A 20,697-nucleotide genomic window follows, 5' to 3' on the forward strand; every position below is an offset into this window, starting at 1 on the left:
GGGTGGCTGCGGAGCTTGCCCGAGACACAGGCCGGTCCCCCGGTCGCCTCCCGCTCCTGGCCGCTGCTTGCGGCTCGCATGAACCAGATCCGCGACCAGTGACGGGGGTCAGCGCGCGGTCGGGTTCGGGCTTGGCGGTGGAGTCCGTTCGGCTCGCGCCTGGTCTGGAGCTCGGGCTCTTGCTTGGGCTGGAGCCCGTGCTCGTACTGGCGCTCGTGCCCGGTCTGGAGCTGGAGTCCGTGCTCGGGCTGGAGTCCGTACTGCGCCCTGGCTGGAGTCCGTGCTCGGGCCCGGGTTTGAGCTGGTAGTCGTGCCCGGGCTGGAGCTGGACACGGAAGGTCTGGTGTGGACGCCCTGGGGCGCGTCGGGCCCGGTAGCCCGGGCCTGCGTGCCGGGTTCCACGGCTGCTGGTGAGGCTGTCCCGTGCCTGGGGCCGACGGTGCCGCAGGGGTACATCGGTACATCGGCGTCGATGTACTGGCGGCTGTCCGCCCGGCTGGCTCTGGCCCGCCGTGAAGGCCGCTTCCCCGACCTGACCAACCCTGTCCGCCAAGGCCACGCTCCGCCGGCCCGGCCGGGCGCGCGCCTTCGTCGCCGAGATGCCCGTCCACCTCCAGCGCAACCACCGTCCGCTGCACCAGATGGTCGATGTCGAAGCCGTAGCGGCAGCGCGTGCTGTCGCCGCGGGCAGGGATGAACAGTGGTGCGCCGACGCCCGGCGCTCCGACGACGATTCCAGCACCGAAGGAGTACAGCCTCGTGTCCGAGAACATGTGGAGCTACAACCCCGAGTCGCACTACACGCCCGGTACCAGCCTGGTCGGTTTCAAGGTCGAGGCCAGCGACGGCCACATCGGCAAGGTCGACGAGGCCACCGAGGAGGTCGGCTCGTCCTACATCGTCGTGGACACCGGTCCGTGGATCTTCGGCAAGGAGGTCCTGCTGCCCGCCGGCACCGTCGTCCGCGTCGACGTCAAGGAGGAGAAGGTCCAGGTCAACCTGACCAAGGACCAGATCAAGGACTCCCCGGAATACGACAAGGACAAGCACCGCGGCGACGCCGGCTACCGCACCGAGGTCGGGAACTACTACGGCCGCAACATGGGCATCTGACCCCTGCGTGCGACGGGTGCGGCCTCCCCACGCGGGCCGCACCCGGTGCGCCGGAGTCTAGGTGAGCGGCTGCCCGCTGCTCGCGAAGTCCGGGCTGCCGCACAGGGCCTGGGCCCGGTCGTGGAGGAGCCGGCGGAACCCGGCTGCTGGGTAGCGGTCAGCGGCGGGGGAGCCGGGGATTCCGGCGATGTCGGCGAGGCACCGCTGGGGTTGTGTCTGCCAGCCGGTGACCAGCATGCGCACGCCGAGGATTTCCGAGCGGCGGTGGACCTCCAGCAGGGCGAGCAGCCCCTCGGCGTCCATGAACCCGACACCGCGCAGGTCCACCAGCAGGTCCCGCAGGTCCAGAGCGAGCCCGTCCACGACCTGTTCCAGGGTCTGGCCGCCGTGTCCGTCGAGGTCGCCGCTCGCGGTGACGAGGGCCGAGTTTCCGTACGTCTGGATGTCGACAGTGATCACAGAGCCCTCCCGAGGCCGCCCGTTACGCGATGCAGGCCCCCATCCTGGCGTGCCCGTTCCCGGTGTCCTGCGAGACTCGCTGAGCAGCTGGGCCGGCGGCGGTCTTGGTCCGGTCGGGGCTGGTGGGCGGGGTGTGCGCTGTCGTGGGGTGGGTGTGGGGGGTTACGGTCGCGGTGTCCGGCAGGGTGCCGGCTGTGATGGTTGGGTGGGTGTATGGCGGTGCCGTCGGTGAGGGTGCGGTCCGGGGCGGACGGTGAGCTTGTGCTGCTGTGTGCGGGCGAGTTCGACATGGAGTCGGCCGGCCTGCTGTCGCGGGCGGTGATGAGCGGAGCCAGGAACGCGCAGCTCTTGGTGGTGGATGTGTCGGAGCTGGAGTTCGGGGACTCCTCGTTCCTGAACGTGCTGCTCGGCCTGCGCCGCACACACGAGGTGGTGCTGGCCGGGCCGGTGCCGTCCCAGTTCCGGCGGGTGCTGGAGATAACCGGCGCGGATGCCTTGTTCGAGGTCCGTGACGACGGGCCGCCCGGCGGCCCCGCCGGCTGACCGGCGTACGGCTATGGCCTGGCGGTGGGTGGCCGGGCAGGGCTCCACCGCCGGGCAGGCCGCGCGGGAGATGCTCGGCGAGGTCGGTGAAGTGGATGGGGCAGCAGGTGCTGGCGGCGCAGACGGTCAGGTCGTCGCAGCCGGCTTCGACGGCTGCGAACAGGGCGGTGCGGATGGTGGTGAGGTCGGCGATTTTCGCGTCGACCTCGGCGAGCTTGGCCGCGGCCCGCTCCTGGAGACCTGCGACGGGGCGGCCGTGGCGGTGGCGGCCGGCCTCCAGGAGCTCGGCGACCTCCTCCAGCGTGAAACCGAGCCGCTGGGCGGCCTTGATCACCCGCAGCGCGGTCACCGCGTCCTCGCCGTAAAGGCGGTGGCCGCCGTTGCTGCGCTCCGGCTCGGCCAGCAGCCCGCGCCGCTCGTAGTAGCGCAGGGTCTGGACGTTCACCCCGGCCGCCTCGGCGACCTGCCCGCTGCGCAGCCCCGCGGTCACGGCCGGCCTCCGGCGAGCGTGCGTGTGGCCAGGGCCTCCAGGACCACGGCGTGCTCCACTTCCACCGCGATGTCCAGACCGATCAGATCCTCGCCCGGGGTGATGGTGAACGAGAAGAACGAGCAGCAGCCGCCCTCCCGCTCCACCAGGTCTCGCACTCGCTCCTCGACACCAGGCCCGCCCGTCAGGTCCAGACGCAGCCGCAAGGGCCCGGGACGCGACAGCGACGCCAGTTGCTCCGAGAACAGCGCATCCCACTCCGCGACCCGCAGGGGCCTCTCCGCGGTGGGCAGCGTGCAGGACTGCGGCACCCACGCCAGATCGCTCATCGCACTTCACTCCCGTCGTCGCGCCCCTGGAGGGGATACCTCCGACGGTAAACCGGTACCTAGGTACCGGATGCAAGCCCCGGTGGGCCGAACCTGCCGGCAGGCCAGCACGGTCGTGGCGAGGGCTGCGGTGAGGCAGGCGGTGCGAATTTGCTCATGGCCTGGCAGCACGTTGGGCGTACAGGGTCAGGGCCTGGTCGATGAGATGGATGCCGGCCTGGGTGGTGTAGCGCAGCATGCTGAAGTTGCCGGTGACCCGGGTCAAGGCGGTCTCGTCGTCTTGGGAGACGATCTCGTGCCGCAGCAGACCGAAGGTGCCGTTGATGTAGCCGTGGGCGAGAGAGCTGCACGCACTCCACAGGGTCAGCATCAGCTGACCACCCAGCTGGGTATGCGCTCCACCCTCCTCGACGATCTTGGTGTATTGCGGGGCGTTGAGGAACGTCTTGAGCGTGTCGGCCGGCGCGCCCGCGGCGAGTGCCAGCCGCCGCACCTCGGCCAGCCGAGTCTCCTCATCGCGGGCCGGCTGAGCGTTGAACCGGCCGTGGAGCTTGGTGGAGTCCTTCACCTCCTTGACCTGAAGTGCCAGGCGCCGCTGAACGCGGGCCGGCCGCTCGTCAGGGCCCAGCAGCCATACGGCGCGGGCAGCGTTCTCGATCACGCCGCGCACGAGCGAGGCTTGGGCGTGGGTATGCAGGACCGCAGAGGCATGGTCAGGACCCTCCTCGCGTACCAGCGAAGCCCGAAGCGCCATCAGATGATCCACGGCCACCGCAATCCAGGCGCCATGAGACACACGATGCGGATGGGTCTGAGCGTCGTCGAGAGCCAGCGCACTCCCGGGCTGAACCTCCCAGGGCGCCGGTGTGTCTCGCCTGAGATGAGCTCTGAAAGCGCTTCTGCACGCCCAGCTTCACGACCACCGGCTCCGCTTCGCCCTCGACCGCGATCTCCTCGCCGTGGGCGCGCGGCACCGGACGGTCCGCGCCCTCCCGCGCGACCCACTGCGCCAGGGCCGCCAAGCCCCGCTGGAACGCCTGCTGCGCCCTTGCCCGCCCCCTTCGTTCCATGAGCGCTCGCCGGAGCCGGAGACGGCGCCTGGGCGGGTTCCACACCCAGCCCGGTCAGCCGTGCCCGCTGCTCGGGCGGCAGTGCGCGTGAGGAGGTATCCCGCGGTACCGCCGCCGGGGTGCCCTTCGCGCCAAGCGTCTCCAGGTCTCGTCCTCTGAGCTGGCGAGAGCGAGAACTCGTTATCACACCGGTGTCTCCGAGGCGGGGGCAGCAGGGGCGGGAAGGCTGAGAACGGCGCTCAGGTGTGCGATGGAGGTGCTGTCGCCTTCGACGCGGACGTCCCCCGCAGCGACCGCGTCGGCCAGCTGCCGTCCGCCGTACACGACGCGCGCGAGCGCGGAGGGCCGTGCCGTGATGACGGCTTCGGGCTGCTGCTGGTAGCCGCGTCCGGCGTGCAGCGCGCCGTCGGCGATCAGGACGTGGAAGACCTCGTCGCCGAGGTGAAGCTCGTACCGCCCCCGCGCGCCCTGGGCACGGCCGGGGTCGAAGTTGGTGCGCAGGGAGAGGACGAACGACGTGGCGCTCAGATGGGCGGTGCGGTCGTGGGCCGGCGAGCGCACCGCCCAGCGGCCCAGTGCCCGTACGACGGGTTCGAGTTCGAGGCCCCAGTCGGTGAGCTCGTAAGCCTCTGCGGCGGCGGGGGCGGGGAGGCGGTGTTTGCGCACGATGCCGGAGGCCTCCAGTTCGGCGAGGCGCTGGGCGAGCACGTTGGTGCTGATGCCGGGCAGGTCCGTGCGCAGTTGGCCGTACCGCTTGGGGCCCAGCAGTAGCTCGCGGACCACCAGGAGTGCCCAGCGCTCGCCGACGAGGTCGAGGGCGTGGCCTGTCCCGCACGCGTCGTTGTAGCTCCGTTTCGTTGCCATGCAGACAAGCCTACCTCGGAACTTTCGCTTTAGAAGTGACTGGTTGTTTTTTGAAAGTGGCGGGGATACGGTGATCACATCGACGGCAGCAAGCACGTTGTGCGCCGCATGCCAGGCCACGCCGGCTCTGTAAGAGCCGGACACGACACCGAGGAAACCTCAGATGCGTACTCTGATCAGCTCTGCTTTCATCTCGCTCGACGGTGTCGTGGAGGCCCCGGGCGGTGAGCCCGGCTACCGGAACTCCGGGTGGACCTTCAAGGACATCGAGTTCCTCCCCGAAGCGTTCGACGTCAAGGGCCGCGAGCAGCAGGAGGCCGCCGCCATGCTGCTGGGCCGGACCAGCTACGAAGCGTTCAGCCCGGTGTGGCCCGACATGGCGGAGTTCGCCGACTACAAGGCGATGCCGAAGTACGTCGTCTCCACCACCCTCACCGAGGACAAGCTGGTGTCGAACTGGGGCGAGACGACGATCCTGCGCTCGCTCGACGAGGTCGCCGCGCTGAAGGAGACCGAGGGCGGCCCGATCATCGTCCACGGCAGCGCCGCCCTGAACCAGGCCCTCTCGGACGCCGGCCTGATCGACCGCTACCACCTGCTCGTCTTCCCCCTGCTGCTCGGCGCGGGCAAGCGCCTGTTCAGCGCCACCGACAAGGACACCCAGAGGCTCAAGCTGGTCGAGCACGCGGCCTACGCCAACGGCCTGCAGCTGAACGTCTTCGACGTCATCCGCTGACAAGGCTCCGGCACTCGTCCTGCCGTCGCGCCCCCGGACGTCGCACTCACCGGGGGCCTGCTCGGCGGACAGCCGGCGGAAGCCGGGGGCCGGTAGCGTTCCGCGGCGGGGGAGACGGAATCCCGGCGAGCTCGGCGAGGTACCGCTGGGGCTGGGTTTTACCGGCCGGTGACCAGCGTGCGCAGGCCCTGGATCTCCGCCTGACGGTGGACTTCCAGGAGGGCGAGGAGTCCTTGGGCGTTCATGAAGCGGACGGCGCGCAGGTCGACGAGCAGGTCCCGCACGTCCAGAGGGATACCGTCCAGCACCTCGCCGAGCATGTGGCCGCCGTGTCCGTCGAGTTCGCCGCTCGCGGTGATCAGGCCGGAGTCGGTAGGGCTGGACGTCGACAGTGATCAAGAAGCCCTCCCGAATCCGTCCGCCACGGCGGTGCACGTTCCCGTCTTGAAGTCCCTTGTCCCGGTGTCGGGCAAGACTCGCTGAAGGGCGGGTGCGCAAGCAGCATCCCGTGATTCTGGAGGTCCGATTCCTGCGCAGTTCCGCAAGGTGCCGGAGCCGACCGGGGCGTTGGCCCTCTTCGACGTCCGCGAGGATTCCCGGGCGGCGCCGGGCCTGACCGCCGTGGTGCTTGAGCACCGTCGGCTCGTGCCGGGGTTCAGCTGGTGGGGTGTGGGGTGGGGGTGTCGAGGATGAGGAGCCATTCTTCGTCGCGGGTTTCAACGGCGAAGCCGGCGGCGCGGAGGGTGACGGCCAGGGCGAGGGGGAAGACGTGGCGCAGCGCGGCTAGCTCACCCGCGCCTGTGCCGGGCGCGCGCGGGAGCCGGTCGTCGTAGGCGGTGTGGGTGAGTTCTTCGGGTAGCCAGCCGACGAGGACGCCGCGGGCGTGCCGGATGAGGCGGATTCCTTCACCGCTGGTGGAGGTCTCCTGGAACCCGGCTTCGGTCAGGATCTGCCGCACGCGCTCCATCAGCTCGTCGCCGGGATCCGTCATGGCGCGCACTCTAGGCCGCGGGACCGGTCGGGTTCGTATGCGGGGTACGGCGGTGGAGTGGGCGTTGCGGGCGACCACGGGCGGGGGTGGTTCGGGGGAGTGGATGCCGACCGCCTTGATAGTGCGGGGGCCGGGCGCAGGCGCGGCCGTTCTGCAGGGTGAGGGCGGTGCGTACGGTCGGCACCCCGGGGGGAGGGGGTGCCGGCCGTACGCACCAGCCCCGGTGGGCGTCCGCCCCTAGCTGCCGCACCGTCACGGCCCGTCTGCTCTGTGAGGTGTGTGCCAAACGTGCTGCGCGGGACTCTTTGTGGTGAACCGCCTGGCAGGTGCGTACTGAGCGTGGCCATCTGGGGGGTGGATGCGGTCGGACCATGGTGCTTGCGAGGTTTCTGGGCGGGTGGTCGTGGTGTCGTTTGCCCTGGGTAGGCCGTACGTCGGCAGTGTCGGGGTCGGCCTCGGCAGAGATGAGCATAGAGGTGGGGCGAGAGGCGTCATGGAGTTGCCGAGGGTGGTGGTCCGGCCGGGGTCGGCCGGTGAGTTCGTCGTGGTGTGTTCGGGCGAGTTCGACGCGGACACCGTCGGCACGCTGGTGCAGGCGTGCCGTACTGAGGCCGCGGGCGCACAGCTGCTGATCCTGGATATGCGCGGGGTGCTGTTCGCGGACTCGAGTTTCCTGAACGTGCTGATCCGCCTGCGGAACGAGGGGCCGGTGGCTTTGGCGGGTCCGTTGCCGTCCCAGCTGCTGCGGCTGCTGGAGATGACGGGCGCGCTGGCGCTCTTCGAGGTCCGGGACGCGGACGCCGCGACGGACTGACGCCCCGGCCCACGCCACCCCGCCCGGCCGGCGGCTACCGGAGTTCGCCGGGGCCGGGCTCCGTGCCTGCCCCGGCGGAGCGGAGTTGCTTGTCGGTGAAGGTGGCGGTGATGGTCTTGCCGTCGCCGTGCGCCCGGACGTGGACGGTGTCGGCGAGGTGGTGGACGATCCGCCACCCGAACCCGCCGGGCCGCTCGGGCGCCCAGGCCTGGAGTTCTGGCAGCCGGGGTTCGCGGTCGGTGACTTCAACGGTGACGGTAATCGTGCTGGGGAGGGGCCGGGCGGTGAGGGTGAATGCGGTGACACCGCCGGCGTGCCGCTCGGCGTTGGAAACCAGCTCGGTGACCACCGTCATCACGTCCTCCACCCCCGTCGCCGTCAGGTCCAGCGGCGCGAGGAGCGTGCGGGCGGCGGTGCGGGCTTGTGCGCCGGTGACGCCGGATCCGCCGGGGTCCGGTAGGAGTCGGGACGTGACGCTCCGATCGTCCATACGCTTCGCCTTCCCGGCCCTCGCCCTGGTACGCGGCGGCAGGGACGCCGGTCCTGTCCCCGCAGACCGCACTGTCAACCCGCCTCGTGGGGGCGGTGAGGGTCTGGAAGGGGTGCCGCGGGGGGCACCTGGCGCAGCGGTCAGGCTAACCCGGACGCGGTCATACCGGAAAGACAGCCGGCATTTCGGGCGCCTGCTCAGCCAGGTGGCAGAGCTTCCGACCGCGGGCGTCGGGGGAAGGGCCGCGCGGGGAACTGCGGTGCCGGGCGCAGAGCGCGCGCGAGCACGACCGCACGCCACGCGGTCAGGTGCTGGCCCGTGCCGAGCCTGCGGCGGCGGGGAGCGGGGCACCGCGGGGCCCAAGCTCCGCGTCCGCTCCGGTCGTCGCGGCGGCGGCCCCCGCCGGCCGTACCTGCTCCAGCTGACGCCCGTGTACCGCGCCTACCGCGGTGCACACCTGGCTGCAGCGTCCGCTCCCCCCTGCGCCTCTGATGCCTCCGGATCCAGTCGGGCTGCGACGTGCGGACCCGGTGCGTGCTCAGTCCCGTCGGGCAGGACCTCGATGACGCCGCACCCCGGCAGCCGCTCCTCGCGCTCGACGTACCGCGCCAGGCCCGCGACGCTAATCGGCAATACCCCGCAGCCCGCGCTCGGGCCGGAGTTGGAGCTAGGGGGTGGAGAGGGAGCTCGGGCTCGGGCTGGATGTCCAGCTCTGCCGGAGTCTGTACGTGCGCTGCAATCCGGGCTCGGCCGCGGACTGGAGGCGGGTAGGCCCTGGCTTCGCTCGTACGTGACGAGTAGACCGGGGAGAACAGGAAGCCAGCCGAGGCCTGCGACGGCAGGTCCGCGGGACGCGCGGACAGGCACGCCTACGGTGTCAGTCGGTGGGTTCCTGAGGTGTGGCGGGCCGCCGGTCCGTGTCCTTACCCGGCCCCTGGCCCGCATCGGGTGCGGGCGCGCCGTCGCTCCTGCTCTCCTCCGTAGGGGCCCCACCGGGTATGTCGGGGGCTTCGGTTCCGCGAGGCGGCAGATCGGGAGTCACCGGATCCGGGTTCTCGGGCACGCTGGCAGGGAGCTCCGGCTCCCTAGGGGTGGTTTCGCGCTGCATCGCTCTCCTCCTCGCGGGCGGCTTCGCTGTCACGCCCCTGCGCATGCCCCGTCCCCGCCCTTCCACGCGGCCGAAACGCCGCGGAGGCACCTTGAACCGGTGTCCGCCGGCCCGCATGAGCCCTCTCCGCCGGGCCACCTGCAACGCGAGGCCGCCGCCCGTCCGGGCGGCGCGCGGGGACTGGAACTCGCGGTCATGGGCTGCCGCCGCTGCCCGGGTGCAGTGGCTGCACCGGCCGGGAGGGGGAGGCCACGCTGTTGCGGGTAGACGGGTTGTCCTGGGGGAACAGGAACTTTTCCCACCGGTCCAGTCCGAAGGGCATCAGCGGCAGCGCCGCGACCAGGAGCAGCACCATCACGATCATCAGGCCTCCCGATGCAGCGGCACACCACGGGATACACGCGGGCAGAGGCGTCGCCCCCAGCCTGACCCGAACAGGTGACCGGCGCCCGCCCACTCCGCGCCACGCTGCGCCGTTCGGGTGACGAGCCCCCGCACCATGCCGGCACCCGCACGCCATCCACCCCTGTCCGCGCCCGGGCTGACCCCGCGCAGCGCCTGCCCGGCCCGGCCTGCTGCGCCCTGGCTGGGAGCGGCTCCCGCTCTCGCAGCGTCCGGGCCGTCTCCGGCTCGGGCGCGGATCCGTGCCCGGGACGCCCACAGAGCTGCACCCTCAAGGGGGGCACGTCTGCGGCGGCTCCAGCGCCCGGCCCGCCAGCGGCGCCCGGCGCGCGAAGCCCGGCGCGGGCGGGGCCCCCGCAGGCCACCGAGAGCTTCCCACCCGCGCACGTCCTGGCCGCCGGGGTGGTGCGGCCGGGTGCCCTGCCGACCAGCAGCGCACCGCCCGCAGGAGCCCGGGCCGCACCGCAGCCGGAGGCCTTCCACTGAGCGTGTGCTGCGACTTCGTGCCGCTGTGGAGTGCTGGTGGGGTCCGTGGGCCTCTGACCACCGGGACAGCCGTGTTGACATGTAGTTGACAGGTATTGGTAAGTCAGGACAGCCTTCCGCGCATGATGCAGACACTCCCGCCCGCCACTCAAAGGGCCGCAGACGAGGCGCAGTTAGGGAATCACACCCACACTTACCTGCCGCGGTACAAGAAGGAGCCCAGGCGCCTCGACCTCTTCGACAACGGAGTGGTGGTCGAACAGCAGGACGGCAGCCTTCTGCCGATCATGTGGAACTCCATGCTCGTCTACGAGGGGATCACGAGCCGCAGCAGTGTGGTGTCCCGCAACTACACCCTCTGCCACACCGACGGCCGCTCGGCCTTCCTCACCAACTGGCAGGGGGCGCAGGAGTTCGGTCCGATCATCAACGCGGCTGTGGCGAAGCTGTGGGTGCCGCACCACCTCAAGCGCATCGCTGACGGCACCCCCTGGGTCCTGGTGAACATCGCGGGGAAGCCGAAGAGCAAGCTGGCCATCAGCAAGGAAGGGCTGGAAGCCGGCCGCGACTTCTACCCCTGGACCAAGGTCCGCAGTGTCGGAGTCGAAGTCGGCTCGCTGTGGGTCAAGGTGTCGGGGAAACTCACCCCGGTCGCGTACCCCGCGGTCCACATCTACAACTTCCACGCCGCCCTGCTCGTGGCCAAGCACTTCCACGAAAAGGCCCAAGGAGCGTGACTGCCGCCCGGCCCGGCGCGCCCGGGGCCCCGGCCCCCCCGGCGGACCGCCGCCGACGCAGCGGCACGCAGACGTCGGCGAGCCACGCCTGGGACATCACCGGTGCCGCCCGGTTCGCTCAGCCGCCCGCGCACCGGCCGGATGGACTGACCACCTGATTTCCGGTGACGGGACGGTCATCAGCGACGACGTGATCGGGCCGGGCTGGCGCACCCATGGGCGGCCGCACGCTCTTCCCGTCAGCGGTACTCCTGCGCCCGGGCTGGAGCCCGCGCCCCGCACCCCGGGCCGGAGTCCCCGCGCGGGCGCGGGTTGGAGCACGTGCCGGGCTGGAGCTGGAGTGCGCCCGTGCTGGCGCTCGTACTCGCGCCCGGGCTGGCGTCGGCGCTCGGGGGCGGGGGCTTGCACGGCGGCCTGGGTGCGTTCCGGAACCGCGTTCCTACGAGCCGACACCGAGTCCGGCTCACGCCGGGAGCCGTGCCGCAATATGGCCGGGCCGCCGTAGACGGGCGGGCGGCTGCGCATCGGTGAGGAGAGGCCAGTGCGCGGTCGGGCGTGGGCTCGTGCCGGGCTGGCGGCGGTTGGGGAGCGGGTGAGGGCCCACGCCCGCGCCGACCGTCCCGGTGGCCCCGCTCCGTCCGTGCCCGGGCTGGAGTCCGCACTGGCTCGGGTGGATGTCCGGGCCCGGGCTGGGGTGCGGTTCCCGGGCCCGGGCATCCCCGGACCGGTGTCCGCTTCTCCGCGTCGTGGGGCTCACGCGACGTTCGCGATGTCCCTCTTGTTCGCCCCGAGCTCGTCGCTGAAGTGTCGGCAGACCGGGCCGTGGACCACGGCGGCACTCCACCATCCCCTCCGGTTCCAGCGGCTGCACACAGACGTGACGCCGGAGGACGTTCCCGGGTTCGGGGCCGATCCGGCGGCCGCCGCCGGCTGACCCGGCGCGGGGTCGTACGGCGCCGGGTGCGCCGCGCGCACCGGGCTGCCGGGTGACGGGCTGAGCCGATCGTCGGGTGTACGGGACGGGCTCCGGTAATCCGCTCCAGGTCCGGAGCACGAGGACCGTGCCCAGCGACAGCGTTACAGGTGGGCGTGCCGGATTCAGCGGCTTGGCGTGTTACGGCTGGGCGTGCCGGTTTTGATGCGGCGGCGGTATGCGGCTTGTCGGCATGCCGCGTTGCAGTACAGGGAATCGGTACGACCTGCCGTCACGGGTGTTTCGCAGCGTGCGCTGCTGCAACGCCCCGCCGCCCGCGACCCCAGAAGGCCCCCCTGTCGGTCATGACGACGCTCGGTACGACTGACGTCACGGATCTCGCGGGAGATGCGCCGAACGGTGGCGGCCAACGCGTCCATCGCGTTCGTCTTCAACAAGGTGATCGTGGCCGGCATGGTCGCGGCGCTGGGCGGCGCGCCGGGCGTGATGGTGGGGGCGGTGGCCGGAACGCCCGTGCCGGGGCGCGGCGCGCCGGGCACCGCCCCTCCCGCTCAGGGGGTGAGCACCAGGCGGATCGGGTCGCCGACCTTCTTCTCTAGGCGGGCGACGGCGTCCGCGGCCTCGGCCAGCGGGACGTGAGCGGTGATGGAGGGGGCGAGGTCGATGCGTCCGGCCGAGGCCAGGCCGACGAGCTGCTCCACGTGCTCGGGCTCGGAGCCGTAGTGGCCGCGGACCTGGTTGACGTTGAAGCAGAATCCGATGCTGTCGGCGATCGTGACCGGCTCCGGGGTGAGTCCGGCGAGGACGAGCGAACCGAACGGACCGAGAACCGACGCGGCCTGGGCGCGGGCGGCGCCCACCCCGGCGAAGTCGAAGGCGACGTCGAGGCCGCGCCCGGCCGTCGCCTCCCGCACCGCCTCCGCGAAGTCCGGGGCGAGCGGGTCGAGGGCGACGTCCGCGCCGAAGACGAGGGCTCGCTCGCGGGCCGAGGGCAGCGGGTCGATCGCGATGATCGGGGCCGCGCCGACCATCCGGGCGAGCCGCACGGCGTGGGCGCCGAGGCCGCCCGCGCCCCATATGCCGACCGACTGGGCGGGGCGGACCGCGCCGGTGCCCACGATCGCGGCGTACGGCGTGGAGACCGCGTCGGGGATGATCGCGGCCTGGTCGAAGGGCAGGCCGTCCGGGAGGGGGAACAGGGTGCCCTCGCGGGCGATCGCGTACTGCGCCCAGCCGCCGTCGTAGTCCAGGCCGCGGGTGAGCGGGCGGTGGCACGTCATCCGGCGCAGGCAGCCGCCGCAGTCGCCGCATGCCTCGCCGGCCTGGAGGACCACGCGCTGCCCGGGCGTCCAGTCGCCCTTCACGTCCGGGCCGAGGGTGTGGACGACTCCGGCGACCTCGTGGCCGAGGGTGACGGCGCCCGTCTCGCTGACCGCGTCGGTGGGGAAGAAGGGGCTCAGGCTGCCGTCGATCAGGTGGACGTCCGACAGGCAGACGCCCGCTGCCCGCACCTCGACGAGGACCTCGCCTGGGCCGGGGGCGGGGATGGGGATCTCTTCGACGGCGAAGGTACGGGTATCCAGGCGCAGCCGCCCGGCCAGCATGGTGTTCATGCGGAAACCTCGATGTGCTCGGTGGGGAGAAGAGCGTACGCAGATTATGCAATCGACGTGGTCGACTGACCATGTCGCATAACCGTGTCTAGTGACGGGATCGTTTGTCAAGCCGCTTCCGCCGGACGTTCGCGGGAGGTTCCGAGTTCCACCTCATGGCTGTGTCGTTCAATGCAGTCAAGCGACATGTTCACTCGACAAAGTCGCGTGTAACCTGGTGGGCGACTGCTGGAGTGCAACGAAAGGCACGCTCATGACTCAGGTGTCCGTAAGTGCGGCGCGGGCGATCCCCGAGCGCCCCCCGCTGCCCCTCGTAGGCCACGCGTTCAACGTTCCCGCGGGTGCGGACGGTCTGGCCCACCTGCTCAAGGAGTTCAGGGAGTTCGGCCCCGTGTACCGGCTGCGCATCTTCGGCAGGGACACCGTCATGGTCGGCGGTCTGGACCTCGTGACCGAGCTGTCGGACGAGAGCCGGTTCCGCAAGCACGTCCATAAGGACCTGGTCGAGGTCCGCGCTCTGGCCGGGGACGGCTTGTTCACCGCCTACAACCACGAACCGAACTGGCGCAAGGCCCACAACGTCCTGATGCCCGCGTTCTCGCTGGGCGCGATGCGCAGCTACCACGACCCGATGCTTCAGGTCGCCCGCTCGCTGATCGGCAAGTGGGACCGGCTGGCCGGGGTGCAGACGGTGGACGTGCCCGACGAGATGACGCGGCTGACCTTCGACACGATCGGCCTCTGCGGCTTCGGCTACGACTTCGAATCCTTCCGCCGCGACGACCTGCATCCGTTCGTCGAGGCGATGTCCCGGGCCCTCGTCTTCGCTCAGGAGAAGGGCGAGTCCATCCCGGGCTCAGAGATCTTCAAAAGGAAGAAGGTCGAGCGGTTCCGCGCGGACATCGACCTCATGACGGACCTCGTCGACGAGGTGATCAGGGAGCGCCGCGCCTCCGGCGACACCGGCACGGACGACCTGATGGGGCTGATGCTGCACACCGAGGACCCGGTCACCGGTGAGCCGCTGGACGACGTCAACATCCGGCACCAGGTGATCACCTTCCTGATCGCCGGCCACGAGACCACCAGCAGCGCGCTCTCCTTCGCCCTGTACTACCTGACCAAGCATCCGGAGGTCCTCGCCCGGGCCCGGGCCGAGGTGGACGCCCTGTGGGGCGACACCGACTCGCCGGACCCCCAGTACGGCGACATCGGCAAGCTCACCTACATCCGCCAGATCCTCAACGAGAGCCTGCGACTGTGGCCCACAGCGCCCGCGTACGCCGTCGAGCCGATCGAGGACACCGTCATCGGCGGCAAGTACCCCGTCCGCAAGGGCGAGTCGCTGATGGTGATCACCTCGGCGTTGCACCGTGATGCGGCCTGGGGGGAGAACGTCGAGCTGTTCGATCCCGAGCGCTTCACCCCCGAGCGGGAGGCGGCCCGGTCGGTCCACGCCTTCAAGCCGTTCGGCAGCGGCGAGCGGGCCTGCATCGGCCGCCAGTTCGCTCTGCACGAGGCCACCCTGCTGCTCGGCCTGCTCGTGCACCGCTACCGCCTGATCGACCACACCGACTACCAGCTGAAGATCAAGTCGACGCTGACCATCAAGCCCGACGGTTTCAGCCTGCGGCTCGCCCGCCGCACCGGCGACGAACGGCGCCTGCCCGCCGCGACGGCGGCCGCCCCTGTCGCGAGCCGGAACTCAGCCGTGACGCGCCGGGCGAGCGGCACCGCGCTGACCCTGCTGCACGGCTCCAACCTCGGCACCTGCGCCGGCATCGCCCGCGACCTCGGCACGGACGGCGAGGAGCACGGCTTCGCCCCGACCCTCGCCTCCCTCGACCACTACACGGAAAGGCTGGCCGGCACCGAGGGGCCCGTCATCATCGTCGCCGCCTCCTACAACGGTCGCCCCACCGACGACGCCGCCGCGTTCGTCTCCTCCCTGGAAAACCTGGCACCCGGCTCGCTCACCGGCCTTCGGTACGCCGTCCTCGGTGTCGGCGACCGCAACTGGGCAGCCACCTACCAGCGGATCCCCACCCTCATCGACGAGCGTCTGACCGCCGCCGGCGCCGTCCCGCTGCTGGAGCGCGGCAGCGCCGACGCCTCCGGCGACTTCGGCGGAGCGGTCGACCAGTGGACGGAAGACCTGTGGAAGGTGCTCCTGGACGAGTACGGCGAGGCTGTCGCCCGTGAAGCGGCCGCCCCCGCACCGGAGACGAAAGGCGAGGGGCTGTACGAGTTGGAGGACACCTCGGAGTCGGTCCTCGGGGGTCTCGCCGAGCGCCACGGCGTCCGGCCGATGGAGGTCCTCGAAGCGTACGAACTCGTGGACACCGACCACGAACTGGGCCGCTCCAAGCGGTTCCTGCGGCTCCGGCTGCCCGAGGGCGTCACCTACCGCACCGCCGACCACCTGGCCGTCCTGCCCAGCAACCCCGAGGCCCTCGTCCATCGCGTCGCCGCCCGCTTCGGCCTCGACCTGGACCGCACCGTCCGACTGCGCGCCCGCCGCCGGAGCCGGGGCGCCCTGCCCGTCGACCGGCCGCTGACCCTGCGCAGCCTCCTCACCGACTTCGTCGAGCTCCAGGACGCGGCCACCCAGGAGCAGATCGCCGTGCTCGCCGAGTACACCGCCTGCCCGCCCGAGAAGCAGCCGCTTACCGCCCTCGCCACCGCCGATCCCGAGACCTTCCGGGAGCAGGTGACCGTCGCCGGACTCAGCCTCCTCAACCTCCTGGAGCGCTACCGCGCATGCGAGCTGCCCTTCGAGAGCTTCCTGGAGCTCCTGCCGGTGCTGCGTCCCCGGCACTACTCGATCTCGTCGTCCGCCGCGGCCCGGCCCGGCGCGGCCGACCTGATGGTGTCGCTGCTCGCCGCGCCCCACCGGTCGGGCGAGGGCACGTTCCGTGGCATCGCCTCGCACTTCCTGCAGACCGTGGACGCGGGCGACGTGATCCAGGCCCGGGTCCTGCCGTGCAGTGAGTCCTTCCGGCTTCCCGAGGACACCTCCGTACCGGTGATCCTGGTCAGCGCGGGCACCGGCCTCGCACCGTTCCGCGGCGCGGTCCTGGACCGCCACCACGCGGGCTCGACCGGCACCCTGCTCTGCTACTTCGGCTGCGACCACCCCGACGTGGACTTCCTGCACCGGGAGGAGTTCGAGGCGGCCGAGACGGCCGGCGCCGTCAGCATGCGCCCCACCTTCATGCACGCGCCCGAGAGCGGCGCTCGGTTCGTCCAGGAGCGCATCGCCCGTGAGAGCGAGGAGGTGTGGTCGGTCCTGGAGGCGGGCGGACGCGTCTACATCTGCGGCGACGGCCGCCGCATGGCACCCGCCGTGCGGGAGGCGTTCATGGCGATCCACCGCGAGCGGACCGGCGCGAGCGACGAGCAGGCCGTGGCGTGGCTGGCGGAGCTCGTCGCGTCCGGACGGTACGTCGAGGACGTCTGGGCCGGCTGAACCTCACGAGGCGGCAGAGAAGGTTGTGGGCGCGTCTGAAAAGGTGCGCCCACAACCGTTTTCGCGTTGTGTCAGGCCATTGGCACGGCAGGGAGGCCGAGGTCCCCCTTGGCCAGCGCCACGGTCGCGGCCACGAGCGCCCTGAGGCCGGTCCGCTCGGTGGCCTCGTCCGGCAGGGCCACGAGGACCTGCAGGGTGAGTCCGTCGAAGCCGGCGAGGAAGAACCGGGCCACCGTCTCCGGCGACTCGGCCAGTTCCTGCCCCGCCCTCTCCGCCGTCTCCGTGATCACCTGCGCGGTCACCTCTACGACCCGTCGGTAGTGGCTCTGCCGGGCCTCGTTGAGGCCGGGCACCCGCAGGGCGAACATGGTCAGCTCACTGAGCAGCTGGTTATGCGACGTCGGCTCGCGCACGGTGCCCCACAATGCCCCCGCGAAGGCCGCGATGGTCTCCTCGAAGCCCGCGTCTTCCGGCGCCGCCCGCCGCACTTGCGCGACCAGCTCGTCGGTGATCTCGTCCATGACAGCGCGGTACAGATCTTCCTTCGTCCCGAAGGTGTAGTGGACCGTGGCCTGGGCGACTCCGAGCTCCGCGGCGATGGCCCGGGTGCTCCCCGCGGCGACGCCCTCCCGGGTCATAAGGTCGATGGCAGCCTTGATCAACTGGGGGCGGCGCTCCGCCGCGGAAACATGAGCCATACGTACAGTATATCGACTTAGTCAATCGATCAAGTCGGTCCGGGCCAGGCGATATGTTTCTCCGACCGGCGAGGCGCTGTCCGCGGGGAGAGCCTGTTCGGCCCAGATGACCTTCCCCTCGCGACCGTGTCGCGTACCCCAGCGTTCGGTGAACTGGGCCACCAAGAGCAGGCCGCGGCCGCCCTCGTCGAAGGTCCGGGCACGGCGCAGATGCGGGGCGGTGCTGCTGGCGTCGGAGACCTCGCAGGTGAGCGTCGACTGGAGGATCAGCCGTAGCTGGATGGGGCTTCCGCCGTAGCGGATCGCGTTCGTGGCCAGCTCGCTGACGACCAGCTCCGTGGTGAAGGACAGGTCCTCCAGTCCCCAGGCCACCAGGACGTCGGAGGCGAAGCGGCGGGCCCCGGCCACGGCCGCCGGATCGGACGGAAGGTCCATTACGGCGACGTGGCCCGGGTCGAGGACACGGGTCCGGGCGACGAGCAGAGCGACGTCATCGGCGGGGCGGCTGGGCAGCAATGCGGCCAGCAGCAGGTCGCAGGTGTCCTCCAGCGAGTCCGGCGCCGAGGCGAGGACGTCGCGCAGCGTGGCGAGTCCGAGGTCCACGTCACGCATGCGGCCGGCGATCAGCCCGTCGGTGTGCAGGACCAGCAGGCTGTCTGCCGGAAGCTCGAACTCAACCGTCTCGAAGGGGAGTCCGCCCAGGCCGAGGGGCGGCCCGACCGGCACCTCCGGCAACCCGACCTCCCTGGAGGCGCCGGTGACCTTGCCGATCGTCGACGGGGTCACCACGGTCGGCGGGACATGGCCGGCACTGGCCAGGGTGCACCGGCGGGAGACGGGGTCGTAGATCGCGTACAGGCAGGTGGCGCTGGTCTCGCCCTCGTCCGCAGACTCCTCGCGCTGCATGCGGATGACCACGTCGTCCAGATGGGTGAGGAGCTCGTCGGGCATGAGGTCGATGTCGGCGAAGGCGCGGACGGCTGTGCGGAGCCTGCCCATGGTGGCGGCGGCGTGCAGACCGTGACCGACCACGTCGCCGACGACCAGCGCGACGCGGGCCCCGGACAACGGGATGACGTCGTACCAGTCGCCGCCCACACCGGCACGGGACCCGGCGGGCAGGTAACGCGAAGCCGTTTCGACGGCCGGCTGTTCCACCGTGTTGCGCGGCAGCAGGGTCCGCTGAAGGGCGAGCGCGGTGAAACGCTCATGGGTGTACCGGCGGGCGTTGTCGATGGACACCGCCGCCCTGGAGACGATCTCCTGCGCCAGCAGCAGATCGTCGTCGTCGAAGGGCGCCGAGGTACGGTGGCGTACGAACTGCACCAGGCCGAGAGTCTCTCCGCGGGCGTGCAGAGGGACGAGGAGTACGGAGTGAAGACCGAGGTCGCGCAGTACTCGGCCGTGGGACTCCGACGGCGCCACCCATGTGGGCATCTCGGTCCCCGCGATGTGGCGCAGGACGGATCGGCCGGTGGTGATTGCGCGAACCGGCTCGGAGCCGTCGGGGTAGGTGTGGATCCGACCGACGCGGAGCGGGGACTCCGGACAGTGGTCGAGGACGGAGCGCTGGGCGACGCGGCGCTGCGCCAGGGCCTCCGGCGGATCGGTGCCGGTCTCCTCGAGTGCGGAGTCGAAGAGGTCGACGGTGACGAAGTCGGCGAAGTCCTCGGTGCAGACTTCCGTCAGCTCCTCCGCGGTTCGGGAGATGTCGAGAGTGGTCCCGATCAGTTTGCTCGCCCGGTCGGTGAGGGCGAGCAAACGCTGCAGCAGACGGTCGCGTTCCTCCTGGTAGGCGGCGACGACCTCTTCCGAGGAACGGTCAACGTAGGCAAAACCGATCGCGACCAGCTTCACCGTGGCGAGGTTGATCATGTGCCAGTCGCCGGTGAGGCGGGGAGCTTCGGCCTGTGCCTGTTCGAGCAGGCTGAGATGGCCGAGCCGGTAGCCACGGAGGAGCCGGCTTACCGGGATCCCCCGCCGGGCGTAGAGGCGGGCGATGTCCAATGCGTCCGGAGGGGCCCCCGGCACGCTCGCGCCGGGGTCGTTCTCCAGGAGATCCAGCAGGGCGGTGACGTGCTGGGCCGTCTCCTCCAGGGTCAGGGCCTCGATGTCCGCGTTCTCCCACAGCTCGGGGAACTCGCCGCCCAGGCGCTGGAGCAGCAGGCCGGCAAGGCTCTTCACCTGTGGTCTGAGGTGGCGGGCCAGCCGGCCGAGGAACGCATCGACCTCGGTTCCCATAGTGTGAATGTACGGGAAGGCCATGACGTGCGCTCCTCGGACAGCTACGGCGGCCTCTGATCGGTCCGGCCCTCAGAGGCCGAGGTGCTCGCCCAGATCGGCGTAGTCGACCTGCCACAGGCCGGGAGAGCCCGTGGGGTATTGCGAGCGGAACCCGAGCATGCGCTGGACACGCGGCGAGAGCGTCCTGACGAGCTCCCCGTCGACCAGGAAGGGGTAGGCTTCCTCGCCGGTGAGGAAGCCCGCGTTGAACGTGAAGGCGAGGCCGCGCCGATACCCATCGCCGGTACGGTTCGCCCCGCCGCCGTGCGCGGTCTTGCCGCTGATGAGGAGGACGTCCCCGGCGTCCATGACGGCAGGGATCGTCTGCTCGGGGGTCCCGCGGTCCTCGAAGTCGCTCCAGTGGTTGCTTCCGGGAATGACGCGGGTGGCGCCGTTCTCCTCCGTGAAGTCGGTCAGGGCGACCAGGAAGTTGATGGTGACCTCCGGGCCGACAGGCCCCATGCCGATGAAGGGGAACCAGTTCTCCAGGTCGCGGTGGAGCATCTGCGCCTGGTTGCCGGGGCCGATCTCGATCACCTGTGCGGTGGTCATCCAGTAGGTGCCCGACTCCTGGAGGAAGACCAGGTCGCTGATCTCGTGGACCAAGGGGTGGTCGATGACCTCGCTGCGGAACGTGGCGCTGTGCGTCACCAGGTTCGTGAGGCGCTTGGTGTTGCTGCCGTGGAACGCGGCCACGATCTCGTTCTCGTGGGTCGACCCCGGGGCGAGCGCCCGCAGCGGCTGCTCGATCTCGGCGTTGAAGCGGGCGATCTGCTCCTGCGTCAGGAAGCCCTTGATGATGACGCCGCCGTCACGGGTCACGATCCTGAGGATCTCCTCGGCCGGCGTGTCGTCGGTCACGGAGGTCAGGGCCGGGGCCTTCTTCTGGATCGTCATGTGCGTCCTCTCCCTCGATCTGGGTCACGGTTGATCGACCGCTCGACCAACCGCCGGGCATTCTGTTCTGGGGAATCCCGCGCGTCCTCGTGGCGTCGGGCGGGTGCGACGGTCAGGTCGTTCACGCGTCGTTCATGTGGTGGTCGTCTCACTGTCGCCAGCCGGGGCCAC

At 70.9% G+C, this 20,697-nt stretch carries 18 protein-coding genes and 2 pseudogenes; 7 read left to right on the top strand and 13 right to left on the bottom strand.

The annotated features are described in order from the left end of the window. The first annotated feature begins 759 nt into the window (after positions 1–759). Positions 760–1,113, top strand: coding sequence for a PRC-barrel domain-containing protein (locus ACGFXC_RS36375; RefSeq protein ID WP_393719217.1), 354 nt, complete (start codon positions 760–762; stop codon positions 1,111–1,113). Between the two features lie 57 nt (positions 1,114–1,170). Here the strand turns inward: ACGFXC_RS36375 and ACGFXC_RS36380 are convergent, their stop codons facing one another. Beyond that, a complete protein-coding gene (locus ACGFXC_RS36380; protein WP_393719218.1) occupies positions 1,171–1,572 on the bottom strand; it encodes an STAS domain-containing protein in 402 nt (133 codons plus the stop codon). A gap of 213 nt (positions 1,573–1,785) precedes the next feature. Between ACGFXC_RS36380 and ACGFXC_RS36385 the strand changes: the two genes are divergently transcribed. Beyond that, positions 1,786–2,115, top strand: a complete 330-nt coding sequence (locus tag ACGFXC_RS36385; RefSeq protein ID WP_393719219.1) for an STAS domain-containing protein — start codon at positions 1,786–1,788, stop codon at positions 2,113–2,115. A gap of 172 nt (positions 2,116–2,287) precedes the next feature. On the opposite strand, the pseudogene ACGFXC_RS36390 reads toward ACGFXC_RS36385, so the two are convergent. From ACGFXC_RS36390 to ACGFXC_RS36405, 4 genes and pseudogenes are all read right to left on the bottom strand, one after another. Further along, a pseudogene (locus ACGFXC_RS36390) lies at positions 2,288–2,605 on the bottom strand (MerR family transcriptional regulator); the annotation flags it as partial. Next, complete coding sequence (locus ACGFXC_RS36395; RefSeq protein WP_393719220.1) at positions 2,602–2,934, bottom strand: hypothetical protein; 333 nt, start codon at positions 2,932–2,934, stop codon at positions 2,602–2,604. The pseudogene ACGFXC_RS36390 and the gene ACGFXC_RS36395, both read right to left, overlap by 4 nt. Before the next feature lie 154 nt (positions 2,935–3,088). Further along, positions 3,089–3,700 carry a hypothetical protein gene (locus ACGFXC_RS36400; protein WP_393719221.1) on the bottom strand — a complete coding sequence of 204 codons (612 nt, stop codon included), beginning with the start codon at positions 3,698–3,700 and terminating at the stop codon, positions 3,089–3,091. 487 nt (positions 3,701–4,187) lie between these two features. Then, complete coding sequence (locus tag ACGFXC_RS36405; RefSeq protein ID WP_393719222.1) at positions 4,188–4,868, bottom strand: winged helix-turn-helix transcriptional regulator; 681 nt, start codon at positions 4,866–4,868, stop codon at positions 4,188–4,190. A 163-nt stretch (positions 4,869–5,031) separates the two neighbouring features. Between ACGFXC_RS36405 and ACGFXC_RS36410 the strand changes: the two genes are divergently transcribed. Next, positions 5,032–5,604, top strand: coding sequence for a dihydrofolate reductase family protein (locus ACGFXC_RS36410; protein ID WP_393719223.1), 573 nt, complete (start codon positions 5,032–5,034; stop codon positions 5,602–5,604). A 158-nt stretch (positions 5,605–5,762) separates the two neighbouring features. Here the strand turns inward: ACGFXC_RS36410 and ACGFXC_RS36415 are convergent, their stop codons facing one another. Together ACGFXC_RS36415 and ACGFXC_RS36420 are read right to left on the bottom strand one after the other, a co-directional pair. Next, entirely contained in the window at positions 5,763–5,924 is a 162-nt protein-coding gene (locus tag ACGFXC_RS36415; protein ID WP_393719224.1) for a hypothetical protein, read from the bottom strand. A 335-nt stretch (positions 5,925–6,259) separates the two neighbouring features. Beyond that, positions 6,260–6,595 (bottom strand): hypothetical protein, encoded by a 336-nt coding sequence (locus ACGFXC_RS36420; RefSeq protein ID WP_393719225.1) that lies wholly within the window; start codon positions 6,593–6,595, stop codon positions 6,260–6,262. Positions 6,596–7,088: 493 nt separating this feature from the next. On the opposite strand from ACGFXC_RS36420, the gene ACGFXC_RS36425 reads away from it, so the two are divergent. Continuing rightward, on the top strand, positions 7,089–7,409 hold the full coding sequence (locus ACGFXC_RS36425) for an STAS domain-containing protein (protein ID WP_393719226.1): 321 nt from the start codon (positions 7,089–7,091) through the stop codon (positions 7,407–7,409). Positions 7,410–7,443: 34 nt separating this feature from the next. On the opposite strand, the gene ACGFXC_RS36430 is transcribed toward ACGFXC_RS36425, so the two are convergent. Both ACGFXC_RS36430 and ACGFXC_RS36435 read right to left on the bottom strand, forming a co-directional pair. Next, positions 7,444–7,899, bottom strand: a complete 456-nt coding sequence (locus ACGFXC_RS36430; RefSeq protein ID WP_393719227.1) for an ATP-binding protein — start codon at positions 7,897–7,899, stop codon at positions 7,444–7,446. Between the two features lie 1,301 nt (positions 7,900–9,200). After that, positions 9,201–9,371: a hypothetical protein gene (locus tag ACGFXC_RS36435; RefSeq protein WP_393719228.1), complete on the bottom strand. Its 171-nt coding sequence runs from the start codon at positions 9,369–9,371 to the stop codon at positions 9,201–9,203. A gap of 646 nt (positions 9,372–10,017) precedes the next feature. On the opposite strand from ACGFXC_RS36435, the gene ACGFXC_RS36440 reads away from it, so the two are divergent. Both ACGFXC_RS36440 and ACGFXC_RS36445 read left to right on the top strand, forming a co-directional pair. After that, positions 10,018–10,632 carry a hypothetical protein gene (locus ACGFXC_RS36440; protein WP_393719229.1) on the top strand — a complete coding sequence of 205 codons (615 nt, stop codon included), beginning with the start codon at positions 10,018–10,020 and terminating at the stop codon, positions 10,630–10,632. 1,269 nt (positions 10,633–11,901) lie between these two features. Beyond that, positions 11,902–12,034: pseudogene (locus ACGFXC_RS36445) on the top strand (DUF1345 domain-containing protein); the annotation flags it as partial. 83 nt (positions 12,035–12,117) lie between these two features. On the opposite strand, the gene ACGFXC_RS36450 reads toward ACGFXC_RS36445, so the two are convergent. Continuing rightward, positions 12,118–13,179, bottom strand: a complete 1,062-nt coding sequence (locus tag ACGFXC_RS36450; protein WP_393719230.1) for a zinc-binding dehydrogenase — start codon at positions 13,177–13,179, stop codon at positions 12,118–12,120. 253 nt (positions 13,180–13,432) lie between these two features. On the opposite strand from ACGFXC_RS36450, the gene ACGFXC_RS36455 reads away from it, so the two are divergent. After that, positions 13,433–16,648 (top strand): bifunctional cytochrome P450/NADPH--P450 reductase, encoded by a 3,216-nt coding sequence (locus tag ACGFXC_RS36455; protein ID WP_393719231.1) that lies wholly within the window; start codon positions 13,433–13,435, stop codon positions 16,646–16,648. Between the two features lie 71 nt (positions 16,649–16,719). Here ACGFXC_RS36455 and ACGFXC_RS36460 read toward each other — a convergent pair whose 3' ends face one another. From ACGFXC_RS36460 to ACGFXC_RS36470, 3 genes are read right to left on the bottom strand one after another with little or no spacing between them, the layout of a single operon-like run. Then, positions 16,720–17,346 (bottom strand): TetR/AcrR family transcriptional regulator, encoded by a 627-nt coding sequence (locus ACGFXC_RS36460; protein WP_393719232.1) that lies wholly within the window; start codon positions 17,344–17,346, stop codon positions 16,720–16,722. Between the two features lie 21 nt (positions 17,347–17,367). Continuing rightward, positions 17,368–19,611: a SpoIIE family protein phosphatase gene (locus ACGFXC_RS36465; protein ID WP_393719233.1), complete on the bottom strand. Its 2,244-nt coding sequence runs from the start codon at positions 19,609–19,611 to the stop codon at positions 17,368–17,370. A 48-nt stretch (positions 19,612–19,659) separates the two neighbouring features. Next, positions 19,660–20,526: a phytanoyl-CoA dioxygenase family protein gene (locus ACGFXC_RS36470; protein WP_393719234.1), complete on the bottom strand. Its 867-nt coding sequence runs from the start codon at positions 20,524–20,526 to the stop codon at positions 19,660–19,662. Positions 20,527–20,697 lie beyond the last annotated feature (171 nt).

Origin of the sequence: Streptomyces sp. NPDC048507 (assembly GCF_043199995.1) — a bacterium.
Classification (GTDB): Bacteria; Actinomycetota; Actinomycetes; order Streptomycetales; family Streptomycetaceae; genus Streptomyces.